General features: G+C 46.4%; 19 protein-coding genes and 1 riboswitch. Of the genes, 18 read left to right on the top strand and 1 reads right to left on the bottom strand.

Annotated elements, in window-relative coordinates; all coding sequences use genetic code 11:
- Window positions 1-386: 386 nt before the first annotated feature.
- A complete protein-coding gene (locus HP568_RS23895) occupies window positions 387-1,736 on the bottom strand; it encodes an aminotransferase-like domain-containing protein (RefSeq protein ID WP_173630436.1) in 1,350 nt (449 codons plus the stop codon).
- Window positions 1,737-1,871: 135 nt separating this feature from the next.
- On the opposite strand from HP568_RS23895, the gene HP568_RS23890 reads away from it, so the two are divergent.
- The 18 genes from HP568_RS23890 to HP568_RS23805 all read left to right on the top strand — a co-directional run bounded on the left by HP568_RS23890 (window position 1,872) and on the right by HP568_RS23805 (window position 20,143).
- Window positions 1,872-2,822 carry a DMT family transporter gene (locus HP568_RS23890; RefSeq protein ID WP_056489827.1) on the top strand — a complete coding sequence of 317 codons (951 nt, stop codon included), beginning with the start codon at window positions 1,872-1,874 and terminating at the stop codon, window positions 2,820-2,822.
- Window positions 2,823-2,975: 153 nt separating this feature from the next.
- Window positions 2,976-3,962 (top strand): ABC transporter ATP-binding protein, encoded by a 987-nt coding sequence (locus HP568_RS23885; RefSeq protein WP_016743157.1) that lies wholly within the window; start codon window positions 2,976-2,978, stop codon window positions 3,960-3,962.
- Window positions 3,963-4,006: 44 nt separating this feature from the next.
- Window positions 4,007-4,810, top strand: coding sequence for an ABC transporter permease (locus tag HP568_RS23880; RefSeq protein ID WP_048035925.1), 804 nt, complete (start codon window positions 4,007-4,009; stop codon window positions 4,808-4,810).
- On the top strand, window positions 4,807-5,604 hold the full coding sequence (locus tag HP568_RS23875; protein WP_048034220.1) for an ABC transporter permease: 798 nt from the start codon (window positions 4,807-4,809) through the stop codon (window positions 5,602-5,604). Before HP568_RS23880 ends, HP568_RS23875 begins: the two co-directional genes overlap by 4 nt.
- A 61-nt stretch (window positions 5,605-5,665) precedes the next feature.
- Complete coding sequence (locus HP568_RS23870) at window positions 5,666-6,721, top strand: ABC transporter substrate-binding protein (protein WP_048034219.1); 1,056 nt, start codon at window positions 5,666-5,668, stop codon at window positions 6,719-6,721.
- 149 nt (window positions 6,722-6,870) lie between these two features.
- Window positions 6,871-8,343 (top strand): spore germination protein, encoded by a 1,473-nt coding sequence (locus HP568_RS23865; protein ID WP_173630427.1) that lies wholly within the window; start codon window positions 6,871-6,873, stop codon window positions 8,341-8,343.
- 17 nt (window positions 8,344-8,360) lie between these two features.
- Entirely contained in the window at window positions 8,361-9,464 is a 1,104-nt protein-coding gene (locus HP568_RS23860) for a GerAB/ArcD/ProY family transporter (RefSeq protein WP_053079615.1), read from the top strand.
- On the top strand, window positions 9,461-10,564 hold the full coding sequence (locus HP568_RS23855; RefSeq protein ID WP_048034217.1) for a Ger(x)C family spore germination protein: 1,104 nt from the start codon (window positions 9,461-9,463) through the stop codon (window positions 10,562-10,564). The genes HP568_RS23860 and HP568_RS23855 overlap by 4 nt, the downstream gene beginning before the upstream one ends.
- A 66-nt stretch (window positions 10,565-10,630) precedes the next feature.
- Window positions 10,631-11,464 (top strand): alpha/beta fold hydrolase, encoded by an 834-nt coding sequence (locus HP568_RS23850; RefSeq protein WP_173630426.1) that lies wholly within the window; start codon window positions 10,631-10,633, stop codon window positions 11,462-11,464.
- A 152-nt stretch (window positions 11,465-11,616) separates the two neighbouring features.
- Window positions 11,617-12,903 (top strand): copper resistance CopC/CopD family protein, encoded by a 1,287-nt coding sequence (locus HP568_RS23845; protein ID WP_173630425.1) that lies wholly within the window; start codon window positions 11,617-11,619, stop codon window positions 12,901-12,903.
- A 15-nt stretch (window positions 12,904-12,918) separates the two neighbouring features.
- Window positions 12,919-13,542: a YcnI family copper-binding membrane protein gene (locus HP568_RS23840; protein ID WP_047071547.1), complete on the top strand. Its 624-nt coding sequence runs from the start codon at window positions 12,919-12,921 to the stop codon at window positions 13,540-13,542.
- 277 nt (window positions 13,543-13,819) lie between these two features.
- Window positions 13,820-15,061 (top strand): MFS transporter, encoded by a 1,242-nt coding sequence (locus HP568_RS23835; protein WP_173630435.1) that lies wholly within the window; start codon window positions 13,820-13,822, stop codon window positions 15,059-15,061.
- A gap of 140 nt (window positions 15,062-15,201) precedes the next feature.
- A complete protein-coding gene (locus HP568_RS23830) occupies window positions 15,202-15,681 on the top strand; it encodes a DUF4265 domain-containing protein (RefSeq protein WP_048035923.1) in 480 nt (159 codons plus the stop codon).
- Between the two features lie 141 nt (window positions 15,682-15,822).
- Window positions 15,823-16,044, top strand: coding sequence for a WYL domain-containing protein (locus HP568_RS23825; protein ID WP_048034213.1), 222 nt, complete (start codon window positions 15,823-15,825; stop codon window positions 16,042-16,044).
- Window positions 16,045-16,143: 99 nt separating this feature from the next.
- The gene (locus HP568_RS23820; RefSeq protein WP_048034212.1) at window positions 16,144-16,413 is read left to right on the top strand and encodes a hypothetical protein; all 270 of its coding nucleotides are present in this window, start codon (window positions 16,144-16,146) and stop codon (window positions 16,411-16,413) included.
- A gap of 243 nt (window positions 16,414-16,656) precedes the next feature.
- The gene (rsgA, locus tag HP568_RS23815) at window positions 16,657-17,742 is read left to right on the top strand and encodes a ribosome small subunit-dependent GTPase A (protein WP_173630424.1); all 1,086 of its coding nucleotides are present in this window, start codon (window positions 16,657-16,659) and stop codon (window positions 17,740-17,742) included.
- Between the two features lie 132 nt (window positions 17,743-17,874).
- Window positions 17,875-17,976: riboswitch (purine riboswitch) on the top strand.
- A gap of 233 nt (window positions 17,977-18,209) precedes the next feature.
- Window positions 18,210-18,800 carry a xanthine phosphoribosyltransferase gene (locus tag HP568_RS23810; protein WP_048034211.1) on the top strand — a complete coding sequence of 197 codons (591 nt, stop codon included), beginning with the start codon at window positions 18,210-18,212 and terminating at the stop codon, window positions 18,798-18,800.
- A 32-nt stretch (window positions 18,801-18,832) separates the two neighbouring features.
- Window positions 18,833-20,143 (top strand): nucleobase:cation symporter-2 family protein, encoded by a 1,311-nt coding sequence (locus tag HP568_RS23805; RefSeq protein WP_173630423.1) that lies wholly within the window; start codon window positions 18,833-18,835, stop codon window positions 20,141-20,143.
- The last annotated feature ends 313 nt before the right edge of the window (window positions 20,144-20,456 follow it).

Raw genomic sequence — 20,456 nt, 5'->3', positions numbered from 1 at the left:
CATTCTATCGTTAACTGCCAGTCATCAACTTAATCGAGTCGGATCGTACCAGGTTTTTACGCTTTATTGGAATGTTCAGCATCACACCGAGTAAGCCCAACAAATTATATGTGTATAGATGCGATTCTACTTCAAACTGGCCGACTATGGAACGAATTTTTTTGGATTGGGATTCACTTACTATATAACGATATACCGCAATCGATGCATTTTGAAACAATACCAACGAAGCCTCGGGGGAAATCATGTTTCTGTATCTGATAATACGATGTAGATCGTTTTCTGGTTACTCAACATTTTGGAACCAATACGTCCATTATCGAGATTTCGTTGTTGTCCAAAAACGCACTCTCGCCGGATTTTATCTACGACGTAAGGCGGATAGGTTATCGGTGCATGCGGCGTAACACATCCATCAACACCTCAATCCCTTGCTCAATCACTGCTTCCTTGGCATAGGACACATTCAGCTTCAACATATTTTCTTGCGGAAAGCCCATCAAGTAATTTTTGTCAGTAGCATCCACAAGGATCGAGCGTTTTTTGAGCTGGCTGATAACAGCAGAGACCGGGGTGGAATCGTTCAAAACAATGTGCGTATGAATCCCCGGATACGCAAAGGGCTGAAAGCTGAACAGATTCTCTTCATTCGCCGCAAAATGGTTCAAGGACGCCATTAGCAGGTTGGATCGCCGTTGATAGGAACTGCGTATTTTTTGCTTGTGACGCTCGAACATTCCGCTTTTTAGGTAAATTTCCAACGCAGCTTGAGAGAGCATGGAGCTGTCGATATCCATGAGTCGCTTGTGCTGGTTGAAGGAATCCTTAAGCGCGTCAGGTATAACGGCTACACCCAAACGCAGCCCGGGAAAAATAATTTTGGAATAGCTTTTTAAATAGATGGTGCGAGAAAAGCGATCATAGGTAAAGAGGGGATCAGCTTTGCTGTCATGCTCAAGGTCTGCCATGTAATCGTCTTCTACGATATAGACGTCATACTGTTGGGCAAGCTCCACAATACGCTGTTTATCCTTTCGACTGTACGTCGTACCGAGCGGACTATGATAGCGAGGCATCGTATAGAAAAACTTGATCTCTCCCTTTCGGAAAATAGACTCCAGCTCTTCTAAATCGATTCCTTGGGCAGTGCGTTTGACCCCGACGACAGGGTGCTTGCGTACTTGCAAACTTTCAATGAAAAGGTGGTAGCTGGGCTGCTCAATCAGAATCGTTTCCTTGCCATTTGGAAAAGGAAGACTGCACAGCAAGGATAGAGCTTGTTGGACACCGGAGGTAATGAAAATATTACCCGGGTCCGTAAAAACCTGATGGTTCCCAAGCAGCTTGGCGATGACGGCAATGAGCGATGGCAAGCCTTGTGTAGTTCCATATATGAAAAGATCGTTTTTATAGGTTTCAATCGCTTTATTGATGCAGTGTTGAAAGTCGACATAAGGAAAAAGGTCAGGATCGGGAGCAGAGGTCGCAAAATCGATCATGGACGTATCTGCGGGTTGTATCTTCTTTTGTTTTTTCACGACGTAGTAACCGCTTCGATCGACTGAGTAGATGAGGTGACGCTTTTCGAGCTCATCCAAAGTGCGGATGACAGTGCTCTTGCTGCATTGGTAGCGAGATGCGAGCTCCCGAATGGAGGGAAGCCGGTCTCCGTCTCGATAGGAGAGGCTTTCAATCAATGTTTCGAGTTCATTTTGAAGCTGCAAATATTTGTGCATCCAAAACATTCCCTTACTACCGGATTTGTATCGGTACAGTTACTCCTTTTTTGCATTGTAGCACGATTACTCCCCTATTACTATTAACCTAAGACGGCCGTCTGTAAAAAGTCCCCAGTAGGAGAGATACATACGATGAAAGACCAACAAAAAGCGATTCTTGCGGCATTACTGAATGCAGGGATTACCGGCTTGTCGTTTTTGTTTCTGAAAATGGCACTCGCTGTAACCAACCCGGTTGATACTTTGGCACACCGTTTTACCGTGGCATTTATCGCTGCATCCATTCCGATCGTGTTTGGGTGGATCAAGCTGTCCATCAAGCCAAAAGACATGCTCACGATTATACCGCTCGCCATGCTGTACCCCGTGCTGTTCTTTACTCTTCAGGCGTTTGGACTGGTGTATACCACTTCCTCTGAAGCAGGGATTATTCAAGCAACCGTTCCGATTTTTACTATGATCATGGCGGCATTCTTTTTGGGAGAGTCTTCTACGTGGCTGCAAAAGCTGTCCACGCTTTTATCCGTAGGAGGCGTCGTGTACATTTTTGCAATGAAGGGGCTGGGTGTAAGCGCAGGCTCAGGGAGTAGTATCGGTACCATTCTCATCCTGTTATCCGCGTTTTCTTTAGCGGGGTATAGTGTTCTGGCGAGGAAAATGACAAAGTCCTTTCATTATATAGACATGACGTATATGGTGGCGTTGCTCGGATTTTTGTTTTTTAATGGCTGGTCAGTCATTCGCCATAGTGCAGAGGGAACCTTGTCGACGTATTTTGCCCCTTTCGCCAGCTCGGCGTTTATCATCTCGATTGTATTTTTGGGGATACTGTCCTCGCTCATGACGTCTTTTATGACCAACTTTGCCTTGTCCAAGATGGAAGCATCCAAACTCAGCGTGTTTAACAATTTGTCTACATTGGTGACCATCGTGGCAGGCGTCATCTTTTTGCAGGAACAACTGGCATACTACCATCTTATTGGCGCGGTGATGATTATTATCGGGGTGATTGGGACGAATTTCCTAGGGGCAAGATCCAAAAACCAGAATCGCACGCCTCAACCGAAATCCACTTCTGTATGAGAAAATAAAAGGGATACGCAACAGAGCGAATGTTTATTCATTGGCTCTGTTTGTTTTTGTGGAGGAATCGTTCGTGAAACTGTTTACAAATCGTATCATACACGATATAGTTACCTAGATTGTGAGTATAATGACATATGGTGAGATGACGGAATGAAAAAAATTATACATCTGGATTCGATTGAAAAGAGATTTGCAGATACTGTCGTCGTCCCCTCTTTTTCTCTCTCCATTGAAGAAGGGGAGTTTTTGACGTTACTCGGCCCCAGTGGCTGTGGGAAAACGACACTGCTGCGAATGATTGCTGGCTTTGAGCAGCCAACGACTGGGGAAATTTTCCTTGACGAAAAACCACTCAGCCATGTGCCACCGTATCAGCGCGATATGAACATGGTGTTCCAGCAATATGCTTTGTTTCCACACATGACCGTGGAGCAAAACATCCTGTTTGGTTTGAAAATGAAAAAAGTGAACGCAGCTGAACAACAAAAGCGTTTGGAGGAAGTACTTCAGTACGTCCAACTGACAGAATTGCGGAAGCGCACGCCTAAGCAGCTGTCTGGCGGACAACAGCAACGCGTAGCAATCGCACGGGCGATTATTAACAACCCACGCGTTCTGCTTCTGGACGAGCCTCTAGGTGCTTTGGACTATCAATTGCGAAAAAGCTTGCAGCTCGAACTGAAAAACTTGCAGAAAAACTTAGGGATAACGTTCATTTACGTCACCCATGACCAAGAAGAAGCGATGGCGATGTCCGATCGCATCGCGGTTATGAACAAGGGACGAATTGAACAGATTGCTTCTCCAGCAGAGATTTACAACTCCCCGCAAACCCTGTTTGTGGCTACCTTTATTGGGGAAAACAACATTTTCCGGGAAAACGGAACGAATGCAGCCGTGCGTCCAGAAAAGATCAAGTTGTACCCGGTTGACTCCGACAAGGACAAGCACAAGAAGCTGGGCACTATTGCTGACGCGGTGTTCCTCGGCAATTTGCGCAAGGTATTTATCCGCCTCGAGGGGCAGGATATGACCGTAATGGCACACCAGTACGCAGGTGACGGTCTGGACTGGCAGGTGGGAGATCAAGTGGCCATTGGCTGGGCACAGACGGACGAGGTGATTCTTCCTTGTTAAACAAGAAGCCGGTAAAACTGCTCGCGCTTCCCGCCCTTTTGTGGATGGGTGCGCTTTTCGTCCTGCCTATGCTTATGATCGCCATATTGTCTTTCCTCAAAAGAGGCACGTACGGGCAAGTTGTCTATGAGTTTACGCTGAACAATTACATCCGTATTTTCGATCCGCTGTATGGTCAAATTTTTGGGGATACGCTGGTCGTGGCGGTTCTAACAACGGTATTTTCGATCTTGTGCGGCTATCCGTTAGCGTATTACATTTCACGGCTGGAAAAATCGACGCAGCAAATATGGCTTTTGCTCGTGATGATTCCGTTTTGGATCAACTTCTTGGTCCGATCCTATGCGTGGGTAATCATCCTGCGTTCGCAAGGTGTAATCAATACGTTCCTGCAATCGCTGGGCATTATTTCGGAGCCGCTGCCGCTTTTGTACAATTCGGGTTCTGTCCTGCTCGGGATGGTGTACACACTCTTGCCGTTTATGGTACTGCCGATTTATGTGTCGCTGGAGCAGATGGATCGTCGTAAGCTGGAAGCAGCGTATGACCTGGGTGCAACGCCTTGGAAAGCTTTTTGGCATGTGACTCTGCCGATGACCAAGACAGGTGTCGTCACTGGCTCGATCCTCGTATTTGTTTCATCTATCGGGATGTTCGTCGTTCCGGATGTCATGGGAGGAGCGAAATCGGCTCTGATCGGAAACGTCATTCAAAATCAATTTTTGTCTGCGCGTGACTGGCCGTTTGGTTCTGCCTTGTCCATCGTGCTGATGCTATTGTCCATGCTGTTGATTCTTCTTTATTTCCGCGCTACCAAAGCGAGCGAGACAAAGGAGGGATCAGCATGAAAACATTACGTCGAAACGCACTATCTGGATACTCGTGGCTGATGCTGGTCTTTTTGTATCTGCCAATCTTGATCCTTGTCCTTTATTCGTTCAATGATTCACGGATCAACGCTACGTGGACTGGTTTTACGTGGAAGTGGTACGTTTCTTTGTTTGAAAACAGGCAGGTCATGCAAGCGCTGATGAACAGCTTGACGATTGGGGTTATCAGCAGCGTTATTGCAACGGTTTTGGGTACGGCTGCCGCATTGGCGGTCAAGCATTATTCGATTCGTTGGAGCAACATCTTCAACGGGCTGATGTACTTGCCGATCGTCATCCCGGAGATCATGATGGGGTTGGCTTTGCTCGTGCTGTTTAGCCAGGTACAGATGGAGCTGGGGAAAGTGACCCTGATCCTGGCTCACGTTACGTTTAGCATGCCGTATGTGATGGTCATTATCTCTGGCCGTTTGGCTGATATGGGCAAAGAACTGGAAGAAGCATCTCAAGATTTGGGAGCAACTCCATGGGAGACATTGCGCTATGTGACGCTGCCTCTGATCATGCCAGGGATTATCGCAGGCTTCCTGATGGCGTTTACTCTGTCGCTGGACGATTTCATTATTTCGTTCTTCGTGGCTGGTCCGAATTCGACCACATTACCACTCTATATTTACGGGTTGGTCAAACGAGGCGTCTCGCCAGAAGTGAATGCACTCTCGACACTTTTGATCGTGAGTACAGTCCTTTTGGTTGTGGTAGCCGAGATTTTCCGCCGAAAAGACTCGAAAAATAATCAATCCATCCTTTAGATACATCATGGAGATTTCATAAAAGCAATCCTATAACTGATTTGGAGGTTGAGAGGAAAAAATGAAACGTTTCAAGTCCTTGATGATCGGCGCTTTGACCGCCGTGCTTGCGGTGACTGCTGTAGGCTGCTCATCGTCATCTGAGCAAGAGCAACAAGTATTGAATATTTATAGCTGGGCAGACAACTTTGACCCAGACGTCATCAAAGATTTTGAGCAAAAATTCAACGTCAAGGTTAACTATGATGTATACGGCAGCAACGAAGAAATGCTGGCAAAAATTCAAGCGGGTGCATCCGGCTACGACCTGATTCAACCTTCCGACTACATGGTAGGCACTATGATTCAGTTGGGCCTCCTGGAAGAGTTGAACAAAGCCAATATCCCGAACATGGGCAATATCGTGTCTACGTTCAAGACACCTCCTTTTGACAAAGAAAACAAGTATTCACTCGTATATACATGGGGAATTACCGGGATCGCTTACAACAAGAAATATGTAAAAGAAACCCCGACAAGCTGGAACGATCTGTGGAATGAAGCTTATAAGGGCCGTGTCATCATGCTGAACGACCCGCGCGAGGTTATGGGAATGGCACTGATCAAGAACGGCTTCTCCAATAGCACGACGAACACAGAGGAACTGGAAAAGTCCTTTGCTGATTTGAAAAAGGTAGTACCGAATGTTGTTGCCTTTGATACGGACAACATCAAGCAAAAGATGATTGCTGAGGAAGCATGGATTGGAACGGTATGGTCCGGTGACGCCGCTTTCATTCACGCACAAAATCCAGATGTGGAGTACGTCATTCCGAAAGAGGGCGCAACGATCTGGGCAGACACGCTGGCAATTCCAAAAGGAGCTAAAAACAAGGAAATGGCTGAGAAGTTCATCAACTACCTGATGGACCCAGAGGTCAGTGTGAAAAACTACGAGTCTATCGGCTACAGCAACCCGAACGAAAAAGCGTACCCACTGCACAGTGAAGAATATCGTTCCAACAAGATGGTCTTCCTGGATACAGCAGACATTGCCCGTGCGGAGTGGCTGGTGGATGTAGGAGAAACCTTGCAGCAATACGACCGCTACTGGACTGAAATGAAGAGCGGCAGATAAATAGTGGTAAACGAACCGAGATGGAGTATTTCCGTCTCGGTTTTTTTGTTTTCATTTTGTCTGGGAGCTTACTCTTCGGCTGGAAAGGGAATAGAGCGAGGACATTGGAAAAATAATAAGGGGACACCATATATTGGGGTAAACATAAGATGACAACCAACATGATTTCTGAATCCGTTAGCGAGACGCGAGAAATATTATGGGATCACATGCGAAATCCGCGATTGGTGTTTCGTAACCTTTCTTGTGGGACCAATAGCTTGTTGCTAGCCTACCTACCCTATCTAGTTGATAAGGTAATTCTCCAACAGGCGTTGCTTCCCTATTTGGAAAGGTTACCTGAGGAAAAGCTCGTTCCTGATACGATTTTGGAGAATGTTCCTATTGCTCATGTCACCAAAACTATGGAGTACAGACAAGTCAGCGAGTATCTCGTGAGGGGATGGATTTACCTTCAAATGGAAGGAGTGGCGTGGGGGCTTCTTCTCTACGTAGCAAAAATACCGAGTCGTTCTTTGGGAGAGGCTCAGGTCGAAACCCAAATTTTCGGTCCCCAGGTTGCTTTTAGCGAATCATTGGAAACCAACTTAGGGGTTCTACAGGGATATCTGTCGACTGATTTGCTTACCAACGTATCCATTACGATTGGGAAACGTAGCATGACGAATGTGGAAATATGTTATATGGAGGAACTGGCTGCTCCTGAAAATGTTCAAACCGTCATTCAGCGTATAAGCGATCTAGATATAGACGGCGTGATTGACAGTGGAAAATTGGTTCAACTGATTGATGACAATACGTTCTCTATTTTTCCGCAGTTAATCCTAACAGAACGACCTGATCATGTGAGTGAAGCCCTGTTGGAAGGAAAGATTGTCGTGTTTGTGGAGGGGAGCCCATTTGCTATTGTCGGTCCCAGTTCCTTCGTGGACTTTTTCAAGGCCAATGAAGATCTCTATATCCGGTGGCAAATGGCTTCCTTCATTCGAATGTTACGTTTCTCGGCCCTTTTTGTCTCTTTGTTTTTTACAGCTACTTATGTGGCAGCACTTACGTTCCATTATGAAATGATTCCATCTGCTCTCCTTGTATCGCTCGTAAAGTCTCGTTCCAAGGTACCTTTTCCCCCATTATTTGAAGCTTTGCTGCTTGAGATGATTATTGAATTCTTGCGGGAGGCTGGAGCAAGACTTCCTTTCAAAGTTGGGCAAACGATAGGGATCGTCGGCGGTATCGTAATTGGACAGGCAGCCGTTGCAGCGGGTTTTACCAGTAACATCTTGATCATGATTGTGGCACTCAGTGCATTAGCTTCATTTACTTTTCCTTCCTACATGATGAGTACGGCAGTACGTATCCTCCGCTTTCCGATTATCCTGTTAGCTGGGATTTGGGGAGGTTTTGGTATTATGCTTGGCGCGTCTTTTCTATTGATACACATCTTACGTCAATCAAGTCTGGGACGTCCGTTTTTTCTACCCTTCTTTCCTTTTCGCTTGCAGGATTTTAAAAACAGTCTGATCCGGTTTCCTTTTTCCTCTCTCAGCAAGCGTCCGGTTTTGACACGTTCTCCTGACAATACCCGTATGCCTGATGAAGTCGAAAAAAGGCCAGTTCAGTAGTTAGGTGTTGAATGTGAATGTCACAGTCCACTTTTCGTCGAAATAGTCATATGGCTATCAGCGTATCGCTCGCGCTATTTATGGTTCATAGCAATCAGGTGGGAATCGGCATAGCGGGGGTACAACGCTTTATTTATGATAGGGTGCAACAAGACGCCTGGATTGCGGTCATACTAGCAGGCATTATGACCCATATAGCTGCGTGGTTCATGCTAAAAATATTAGCGAAATACAAAGACATGGATTTGTATGACATTCATCAATGTGTATTTGGAAAATGGCCAGCACGCGTTCTTAATTTCATCTTTATCGTATATATCATGGGCTCTGCCTTAACGATCTTGAGAGGGTACATCGAGATTATTCAGTCATGGATGTTTCCGGAAGTGCCTTCCTGGTTATTAAATGCCTCCTTGCTTTGCCTGGCCGTTTATGGAGTGACGGGTGGCATTCGGGTGTTGGCTGGCATTAGCTTTTTTTCTGTCGGGTTGACGGTTTGGCAGCTACTGCTCATGGTTTATCCCATGCAATACGCCGATTTTCATTTATTGCAGCCAGTATTTCACCATGACATTGGACAGCTTTTTGACGGTGCGAAGAAGATGTCTTTTTCCATCATCGGATTTGAGATTATTTTGTTCATCTATCCGTTTGTGAAGGAAAAGGAATTGCTATCGCGTTATGTACATGGTGGGTTGTTTATGACCACCTGCTTGTATGTGGTAGTCATGCTAGTTACACTCTTGTACTTTCAAGGGGAACAGCTTAAGCAACTTATCTGGGCAACGCTAATGATGATGAAAATTGTAGAGTTTCCGTTTTTGGAGCGTTTTGAGTTTGTGTCCATCTCACTGTGGATGCTTATCATGCTAGATAATTTGCTGATGAACCTATGGGTAGCCATGCGGGGGCTTCACCATATTAGTGGGCTCAAGGAGAGAATGGCACTTATCGGGATTGTTGGTGTCATGTTTTTTGCTAGCAATTTTTTGGAAACACGTCAGTCGATTAATCTCATCACGGATATTTTCGGTGGTGTCGGCTTCTATATCATTTTTGTTTATCCCATCGTGCTTTATGTAGTAATTCGGCTGTTTCGGAGGGGAGCGGTCCGGACATGAAAAGGTTACGATTGCTTGTTTCCTACTTAGTAGTGGTCGTGTTATTGAACGGCTGTGGGGAGCAGCACGTATTAGAAAAATTGGGACTGGCGGTTGCCGTAGGGTACGATCTTAGTAAAGATGGAAAGCTGCTAGGTACCACGGTATTTTATCAAATTGACCCGGAGGCACGTGAGTTGGTCACTGTGATTTCTGGCACAGCGCATACAAGTAAAGGACTTACCGTTTCACAGAACAGGGAGTCTTCCAAAAAAATTGTAGCCGGTCAAATACGCGTCGTGGTCTATCACGATGAATTAGCACGTAGAGGAATCCTTTCTCTTGTAGAAAACTTAACGCGTGATGCCTCCATTGGTAGCAATGTCTATTTAACGGTAGCCAAAGGACGAGCATATGATATTTTGACACATCGCTATCCCGAGAACAGCAACATTGGAATTTACCTGTATCAAGCCATACGGCAAAACGTCGAAGGAGAGAATATGATCTCCTCGAAACTTCATGAGTACATGAAAGATTATTATGCCGTCGGGAAAGATCCCGTGATGCCTTATATCGAAAGAGTAAAGAATGAATTGCATATTAATCAAATTGGATTATTTCGCGATGAAAAACTGGTGGCAGAGATTACATCAAGGGAGGGGTTTTTCCTCAAGATATTACGGGAGCGTTACAATAAGGGGGAATTGGAAATAAACATTGCCCTCGATAAAAAGCGTCTTTTTACTGTAATTGAACATATCTCAAGCAAAAAGCAAATAAAAGTTCTGGATTTGGAGAAACCAAGATTTTCTGTGAAGGTTAAAATGGCAGCGCAGATTCAGGAAATGGCTGAAAAAATCGATTTATCAAAGCCTGAGCAGTTGAATAAGGTACAAAAAGCAATCGAACTGGCGGTTAAAAAAGAGACGGAACATTTACTGGAGAAGTTCAGAAAGCACGATGTAGACCCGGTAGGATTTGGGGAAATCTACAATATAGCCAGTCAAAAGAGCGGGAAGAAGAAATTGAGTAAAGATGAATGTCGGGAAATCATGAAAAGGGCGAAATTTGATCTAGATGTCGAGATCAAGATTTTACGTACAGGCGTCATTGGATAAAAGGAACAAAAAATACATAGACAAGCGACAATCCGGGGTGAGATAGTGAGGGGGAGGTGAGAAAAAATGGAAAACAGGCAGGCTGTACAAACTGGCTTTCTCGAAGCCAATGGCGCACGTATTTACTATGAAGTAGCAGGGGAAGGCGAACCGCTCTTATTGATCCACGGCTTCAATCTGGATACAAGGCTATGGGATGACCAGCTACAAGCATTCGCACAGACGTATAAGGTTGTTCGCTTTGATATCCGCGGGTTCGGTAAAACACTGGCGACTGACGTTCCTTTTACCTTGTATGACGACGTGAAAGCAGTTCTGCTGGGGCTTGGTATTGAAAAAGCGCATGTGGCTGGGCTTTCGTTTGGGGGAATGGTCGCGCAGGAGTTCGCCCTTGCTTATCCGCAGATGGTGAGCAGCTTGATTCTCGTCGCATCCGGCTTGTTTGGTCACCCAAGAAGTGAACAAAGGCTACATGATGTGGAACGGTTCAATCAAGTATGTCAGCGCGGCACGACAGAGGAAGCGTTGGAAATGACGACACAAATGTGGTTTGACGGACCTGGTCAGCCGGTAAATGAGCAAGCACTCGAAGCAAGAAACCGCTTTAAAGAAATCAACAGACACGCCTTTTCGTTGCCGGAGTTTGGCGTTGGATTGGAAACGTTATCTCCCTCACCAATCGAGCGTTTGGAAAACATCAAAGCCCCAACACTCGTTCTTGCAGGAGCACGGGATTATCCCGATTTTCTACAGATCGCCGATGTGTTGACTGAACGAATTACAGGCGCACAAAAAGTCATCCTGCCTGACTCAGCCCATATCCCACCGATGGATCAACCAGAGGTATTCAACCAACTCGTCCTGGAATTTCTCGCACAAAGCACGGTAAGATCATCCTAATACAGTTTGAAAAGGCGTGGATCGGAGAGAATTACCGCTCATGCCTTTTTTTGTTTTCAACACTTTGCCACATCAGATAGCCCGATGGAGCCATATAGATTCTCGTACTATTTTGATAGGATTAAGGACGAAATAAGGAAGCAGGTGATAGGGTGACATACAACATTAGACATTATGCGGTTGTGTTTTTGCTCGCCTTCTTACTTGTCCTGACAACGGGTATGACAACTGCTTACGCCCATGCTGGCTTGATGAGCAGCTCACCGCAAGATGGTGAGGTACTGAAGGCGAATCCAGGACAAATATCTGCGCGGTTTACCGAAACATTGGAGCCCGATCTTGTTAACGTGCGTCTATTTGACTGGGATGGCAAGGAAATAAAACTAGAGCGGCCGACATTGCAGCCAGGTGATGCCTCGCAGTTGAATGCGAAACTGCCAAGCGATTTGGCTGAAGGGACGTATTCGGTTATCGTATCTGTCGTTTCCGAGGACGGACATCCGATCGAAGAGAAGCTCACGTTTTCCATCGGACAAAAAAGTGCGGTCGTGGTTCCGCCAAATGAGCAAAAAGCAGATTCAAGCTACTTGATCATGTACCGCTATTTGGCACAAGGAATTATCCTCATAGGTGGGGGCTTGTATCTGGTAGCGTGGGCAGCACAGCGTCATGGCTTGCCTTCCCTTGCCCAGCTCATCGGGATTGGCAGACAAATCGGATGGAGTTTGGCGATCATCGGACTTATATTTTTGTGGTTCTTGTATGACGAATCGTTAACCGCTGTATCACTTACGCAAGCACTATGGCAGATGGACGGGAACTTGCTCAGTCAGTCTCCGTTTGCGACCATGCTGCTGGTGTCCTTTGTACTACTGTTATTGATCGCGATCCCCAATATGGTGTCCGGATGGTATGTGGGAATCTGGGTGATCGTGATTAGCGCACAAGCTTTTGGTGGTCATGCATGGGGCATTGCTCCTGTCTGGCTGTCCATTTTGCTGAGACTGTTGCATGTGTTGACGGTCGCCGTGTGGATGGGGGCACTTGTGTACTTGCTTCTTACAGTCAAAGCGGCTGAACGAGGACAGGAGTCGTTCAAGAGGTTCTTCTTGCAGACAGTTGCTGTGGCGGCGGTGCTTGCCGTCGTGACGGGTGTTGTCATGCTCATCGTGCAGACAGATGTCATGAATATTATCCAGAGTGCAACGGCATGGAGCTATCTGTTATATGGAAAAATAGCAAGTGTTTGCCTCATGCTACTTCTAGCCTTTAGGCAAACCAGACGTTGGCGGACGAAAAATTCCTTGCAGCCCGCTTACTTGCGTTGGGAGATTGTATTCGGGATTATCGCTATTCTGGCTGGACTTTGGATGAGCCAGATCAACTACCCGACAGCTACGACAAATAATCAGGCAGTGATTCAAACAGATTCAAACTAGGGAGGATTTCATATGATGAAAATGAAAAAATGGATGAGCAGTGTCCTGGTAGCAGGTGCAGTTTTGACGTTGGCGACAGCAGCACAAGCACATGTGAACGTGTATCCGAAAGAGGCTACTACAGGCTCCTATGAAAAATACACGGTGCGTGTCCCAGTAGAAAAAGACGTTAACACAACAAAAGTGAAGCTGGAATTCCCAGCAGGTGTGAAGGTAAATTCCGTACAACCGATTCCGGGCTGGACCTACGAGTTCGAAAAAGATAAAGACGGTGTGAACACAGCGCTTGTGTGGACCGCAACAGAAGGCGGAATTAAGGCACATGAATTCCAAGAGTTTACGTTTGTCGGGGCAAACCCGAAAGAAGAGGGCCAAGTGGCTTGGAAGGCTTATCAGACCTATGCAAATGGCGAGGTTGTGGAATGGACAGGGGACAAGGATTCCAAAACGCCAGCGTCTGTCACTACCATTAAGGCTGGTGTAGGCGAAGCGGGGCATGAGCATGGACAAGAACAAAAGCCGGCAACCGCTCCTGCCGGGGAAGCAGCGAGTGCAGGCAGCAACAATACCTTGCCATTGGTACTTTCTGGTTTGGCGTTGTTGATCTCCATCGTTGGTCTGTTTAGAAAAAAAGCGTAAGTGCTTCATAAAAAAGCTGTGCAGTGTATCCAATCATGCTGCACAGCTTTTTTCCATTGTGTGGGAATTGAAATGATTTTATAATAGCTATAATTACTTTCGGAGGTGTATATCACATGTTAAAAACACTATGCAGAGCAAGCAAGTACACAGGAAGGAAAAATAAGAGTGGCAGCATGACGCGTACGCATTTTACACAGTAGAGGATTGTAGAGTAACGATCAGTATGTGAAAACGGAACGCGTCATCTGCCTAAAAAAAGGTGGATACTGCTTCCATGTTCATGAATGCGACAAAAGTATATACGATCAAAAGTTTTTTGACTTCCCTGGCCAATACGACCATGTTCACGACCTATGCGCTTTACTATATTGTGACACTTGGTTTTAACCCGTTTGAATTGCTATTGATTGGGACGGTATTGGAGTTATCCGTGTTGGTGTTTGAAGGGATAACAGGTGTAGTGGCGGATACGTACAGTCGCCGTCGCTCCGTCATTATCGGGATGTTTTTGCTGGGAATCGGATTTGCGATGCAGGGGATCGTTCCCGCGCTTGATGCTTGGGTACCATTGATTTCTGTCTTCGGCTTGGTGTTGTTTTCGCAAGTCATCAGTGGTCTCGGGTATACGTTTATCAGTGGAGCGGATACTGCATGGATTGTGGATGAGGTCGGAGAAGAGAAGATCGGTACGATTTTCATGAAGGCCAAGCGCTACTCCTTGATGGGAAATCTGCTCGGGATTGTACTTAGTGTGGCATTGGCAACACTCGCTCCTCATTTGCCTTACCTCATAGGAGGCCTCATGTATCTGGGGCTTGGTGTCTTTCTGATTCTGTTCATGAAGGAGACCGGTTTTGTTCCACGTGAGCGTGAGCGAGGTGCTTCCCACGTGCAGGAAATGATTCAGACATGGGCTTCTGGGGCCAAAGTGATTCGCAGTCAGCCGATTCTGATGCTGATCTTGTTCGTGACGCTATTTACGGGTGCAGCTTCTGAAGGGTATGACCGTTTGTGGGAAGCGCATTTGATCGCTGAAATTGGCTTTCCAGAGCTCGCTGCTATTTCGATGCCAATGTGGTTCGGGATCATTGCCGCACTCGCAAGCTTACTCGGCCTTATCGTTGTAAGTATTGTGGAAAAAAGGCTGGATGTGAACAATGAACGGATTGTCCTTGTGGGCATGTTCACGTTGACGGGGCTCAAAATTGCAGCGATGATTGCGTTTGCCTTTTCCCCTAGCTTTAGCTGGGCGTTAGTAGCATTGCTGTTGATCGGTGTGATCCAGTCATTAAGCAGTCCGCTGTATGATACATGGCTGAATCTGAACATTGAGAGCAGTGTGCGAGCGACGGTTCTGTCGATGATGGGCCAGTCCAATGCGTTGGGACAAACGGCAGGTGGTCCGGCTGTCGGATGGATCGGGACCCGTTTTTCGATTCGCGCTTCGTTGGTTGCGGCGGCCATCTTGTTGGCCCCGATTCTCATTGTGTTCGGACGTGCGCTTAGAAGGCGCTGAGTTGTAACAATCATAGGCATGTGTCCATTTTTAGGGTACATGCCTTTTTTGGCGGATTGGGTTACTCGTTCATTAGTCGGAAAGCTGAGGTAGCAGCTACTGATGTATGTCACAAAAAAGAGATAGGTGTGGAGCATCATATGGAAGATCAATTAACATTGATTAAGGTTTTTGCTGGCACAAGTTCACAGGGAACAGTTTTAGAAGAGCTTCCTGCAGAATACCTAAGCGATCAAAAATTCAAATTATGTGCATCTCCTGGGCTAGCTCTAGGTCTTGCGAAAGGAGATACAATAAAACTCCATCCCAACGGAGATTTTGAATTAATAAAGCATGGTGGAAATTTCTGTATTCAAATTTACAAAGAGCAGCCTATCAAAGAAAAGATAGAAGCAGTTGAAACTATCGTCAAAAAAGAACTTTCAGGCTCTCTAGATGGATTTCATAATGGTTCACTCGCATTTACTGCTCCAATCAGTAATGGATTTAATGCAACCAATCATACGTTCAATAAAATTAGAGACGTACTAGAAGCAGAGTACTATTACTCTAATATTTACAAGAATCCATACGATCTTGAAGATGAAGAGCTAGTTAGTTGGGCTAGCGATCTGGATTAATCGGTTGAAAACGCCAGTTCTTCGGCACTACGTACCATCTCTGGACAGGGGCCTCGAAAAGGAAAACTTGCGAACGCGTGTTCTCTTTTGGTATGATGATCTCAACAACAAGAAGACACATTTTGTGGTGGTGACAGCCTGATGATTCTGGAGTTGAGAAGGTACGCAGCGCGGCAGCAAGCAGTGGAGATCATCTATTTGAAGAAGGATGGAGAGACCAGCAGGCGTACGATCCGTGTGGTGCAAATCGATGTGAACAAAGGGAGTTTGAAAGCATACTGTTATATGAGGAAGGCGTATCGCGTGTTTATGTTGGATAACATTTTGGCGATCGCACCTGTGTCTGGACATTTTGCCGGTTGAAAAGGAATCACTCTCTACGCCCCCAGCCGATTCCAGCCATACTATGTTATACTAAATTAGGTAAACAACTTCAAAAAAGCGGAAGGGCGGGGACAAACAATGGAGTTCTTCATTGTCATCGTCATCATGTTTTTGATCGTAGTATTTGTCTTGGCGTCCAAAGCTGCAAAAGGCGGAAGTGGGCGCTCTCATTCCTCTTCAGACAGTGGGGGCGGAGCCTTCTATGTAGACAGCAACCACAATCACCATCATCGAAATCACGACTCAGGCGATCGCTGGGACAGCTATGACAGCGGAAGCGATAGCGGAAGTGGTGGAGACAGTGGTGGTGGCGGAGATAGCGGAGGAGGCGGCGGCGGGGGAGATTGACGCTGTTGCATTTTGTTTCATTATGGTACAATAACTGGGAAATATGATTCCAAACCTGAATGGTAGGTTTGCTAAAGGAGAGATGTTTTATGGTAGCCATCAAATTTGTTCAGAGTGTCGTAGTCGGGGTCACAGGAATCCTCCTTTCAAGCGAACAGTAATACCGTTCACCAAATGAGGATTCGACTGTGACTGGTTCTGGCTGATAGCCATATATTTAACCAATTGCAGGGGGAATCCGCAGTGAATCAACTAACCAATCAACAAGTATTGCAATCTATGGGCTGGAATGAGTATTTTGCTAACCATTTTGCCCCTTATGCCGAGCAAGGCTACAGTGTGGGACGTATCACACTCGAACATAAACGTATTTATCGTCTGTGGAGTGAGCATGGCGAACTCTTGGGCGAAGTAACGGGTAAGCTTCGCTATGAAGCTATCGGACGAGAAGATTTTCCGGCTGTCGGGGACTGGGTAGTGATCAGTGCTCGTCCAGAGGAAAAGAAAGCCTCCATCCACGGCCTCCTTCCACGTAAAAGCAAGTTCTCCCGCAAAGTAGCCGGGGATACTGTGGAAGAGCAGATTGTGGCCGCTAACGTGGATACCGTTTTTCTCGTGAACTCCTTAAATAATGATTTAAATCTGCGCAGAATAGAACGCTATCTCATTCTTGCGTGGGAAAGTGGAGCCAATCCGGTGATTGTGCTTTCCAAAGCGGATTTGTGTGACGATCTGGATGCATGCATGGCAGAGATAGAATCAGTCGCAATCGGAGTACCTGTTCACGTAGTCAGTGCTGAGCAGGGAGAAGGACTGGATCAACTCGCGCCTTATCTGGGCGAGGGCCAGACGATTGCTTTGATGGGTTCCTCTGGTGTTGGCAAATCCACGTTGATCAATAAATTGAGCGGAGCGGAGATGCAAAAAGTCAGTGGCGTGCGTGAAGGTGATGACCGTGGCCGCCATACGACGACACACCGCGAACTCTTCCGATTGCCAAGTGGTGCTCTGATGATCGATACACCGGGCATGAGGGAGTTGCAGCTCTGGGAGGCAGATGAAGGTTTCCGCGGTGCTTTTGACGATATCGAGTCCATTGCGGAAACATGCCGTTTCAATGATTGCAAGCATATGCGCGAGCCTGGCTGTGCTGTTCAAGCTGCCATCCAAGCTGGATCATTGGAAAAGGCACGCTTTGACAGTTATCTAAAGCTTCAGCGCGAATTGGCTCATTTGGCACGTAAAGAAGATGCAAGGCTTGCAGCCGCTGAAAGGGATAAATGGAAGAAGATCAACGTTCAGATGCGGCAGAAAAAACCGAAGAGATAAGTACGAGAGCCCTTGAGAAATCAGGGCTCTTTCCTTTATTTGGACAAGTAAGCGCTTCCTTTTACTTTCAAAAATTAACGCTTGCTCACAACACGGGAGTTATGATAGATTTGGTCAATACTCGTTATTACTCTTCGAAATAAATAGGTAGCTCGTATAATTTTGGGAATAAGGCCCAACCGTTTCTACCAGGTGACCGTAAATCACCTGACTACGAGTGAAAGTGCGTCTAGGGTTCCGTCTCTTTCTTTCCTATTCCAAGAATAGGGTTGGAAGAAAGCTGGTCCGAGCGACGCAGGCACCATGGATGTGTCACACCTAAGGGATAAAAGCCCAGAGGGACAGTTTCACTTGGCGTTGGTTTGTTACGTAGCCCGCTTGTGACACTGTCCGCTCTGGGCTTTCTATATTTCAGCAGGCCACAGGTATAAAAAGTGGCCGGAACCATATCCGAGGAGGAAGAATTGATGAAAGAATTACAAGAGCGCATCGTACAGGACGGCAAGGTACTGTCGGCATCCGTTTTGAAGGTGGATGCGTTTTTGAACCACCAGGTAGATCCACAATTGACGATGAAGATCGGACAGCGCTTTGCCGAGCTGTTCGCTGGTGAAAAAATCACAAAAGTCGTGACGATTGAGGCAAGTGGAATTCATTTCGCTATGGCGACTTCTTTTGCGTTGGGTGTTCCCTTTATTTACGCGAAAAAGAAAAAAGCTGTCACGCTGACAGAGGAAGTATACTCTGCTCCTGTTCATTCCTTTACCCGTCAGGAAACGTATCAAATCAGTGTATCCCGTCAGTATTTGTCCAAAGAAGACCGCGTATTGATTGTCGATGACTTCTTGGCTACGGGAGCTGCTCTGGTGGGGCTTACGAATATTGTCAAAGATGCTGGTGCTCATCTCGTCGGAGTTGGCGCTGTTATTGAAAAAAGCTTCCAGGAAGGCCGCGGTCTTTTGGAGCAAGCTGGCGTGCGAATCGAATCATTGGCACGTATTGAATCAATGTCACCAGAAGGCATTCACTTTATGGAAGAAGAGCCTGCACGCGTATAATCAAAAAATGAATAGGAGGTAAGGGTTCACTCATGCTAGCCAAACATAAGATTGTTACTTTGGGCTTACAGCACATTCTTGCCATGTATGCAGGAGCCGTCGTCGTACCGTTGATTATCGGTGGTGCTTTGAATCTGACTCCTACGCAAATCGCTTATTTGATTGCTGCCGACCTTTTTACATGCGGAATCGCGACGCTCTTGCAAGTCCTTGGCACACGTTATACAGGGATACGCCTTCCTGTTGTGCTAGGCTGTACGTTTACAGCAGTAGGGCCCATTATCGCGATTGCGTCTACGAGTAATCTAGCGACCGCCTATGGTGCCATCATCATATCGGGTATATTCGTTGTCTTGGCAGCTCCACTGTTTGGTAAGCTGCTGCGCTTTTTCCCAACCGTTGTTCAAGGTTCGGTCGTTACGATCATTGGACTGTCGCTCATTCCCGTTGCGATGAACAACGCGGCTGGCGGACAAGGCATGCCGGACTTTGGACAACCGCACAATTTGCTTTTGGCTTTAGGAACGCTGGTTATTATTTTGCTTATTAATCGTTTCTTTACCGGATTTATTCGTGCGATTTCGGTATTGCTCGGCTTGATTGTCGGTACGGCTGTTGCTTACATGATGGGGATGGTCAGCTTTGCGAATGTTGTGGAAGCATCTTGGTTTAGTGTGGTTGAACCGTTTTACTTCGGTACACCACAGTTCAGTATTGTGGCCATTGTTACCATGATTCTCGTCAACATCATCAGCATGGCTGAGTCCACAGGCGTTTACTTTGCGCTTGGTAAAGTGACGGATACAAAAGTAACAGATCAAGATGTAGTCAAAGGATTGCGCGGGGAAGGGGTCGCAATTGTACTTGGCGGCCTTTTCAACGCATTCCCTTACACAGCTTTTTCGCAAAACGTTGGTCTGGTTTCCTTGACTGGCATTAAATCGCGTGATGTGATGATTGGTGCCGGTGGAATCCTCGTTGTTCTCGGTTTACTGCCGAAGCTGGCTGCTTTGACAACGGTTATTCCTAACGCGGTATTGGGTGGAGCGATGATTGCCATGTTTGGGATGGTTGTTGCATCTGGTATCAATATTCTCTCGCAGGTTGATCTGAACAAAAACGAAAATCTGCTGATCGCTGCTTGCAGTATCGCTGTTGGACTAGGCTCTGCTGCGGTTCCTACGATGTTTGATCAACTGCCTACGTTGGCAAAAATGATGCTGCAAAATGGTATCGTGACAGGTTCTTTGACCGCTGTCATTTTGAATATCTTGCTTGTTCATACGAATAAAAAAGCATCTCAGACTGCTCCAGCAAATGTAACTGTTTCGGAAGCGTCTTAATATCATCAGATAATGATACCGCCATATCCTGGTTAGACAGGGAGTGGCGGTTTTTTCTATTATGTGGCTGCGGTGGGGAGAAGAATATTTCCAGTCTAAGCTCCAGGCTCCGTCCTGCTGGGGGTAAGGCTGCCCGCTCCGAAGGGATTCGCGGGGAAACGCAAAAGTGGTAGCCGCTTCGTAGCGCGAGCACGGTTGCGTTTCTTTTGCCCGCGAATCCCTTCTTCGCTCGGTAGGACTTCACAAGTCGCTACGTCTGGAAATATTCTTCTCTGGCGTAACAGATGAGATTCTTCAATCTTTTAGGGGATTT

The sequence above is a fragment of the Brevibacillus sp. MS2.2 genome (assembly GCF_013284345.1).
Taxonomy (GTDB): Bacteria; Bacillota; Bacilli; order Brevibacillales; family Brevibacillaceae; genus Brevibacillus; species Brevibacillus brevis_C.
The sequence above is the reverse complement of the archived record's forward strand: the minus strand, read 5'-3'. Positions and strand labels throughout refer to the sequence as shown.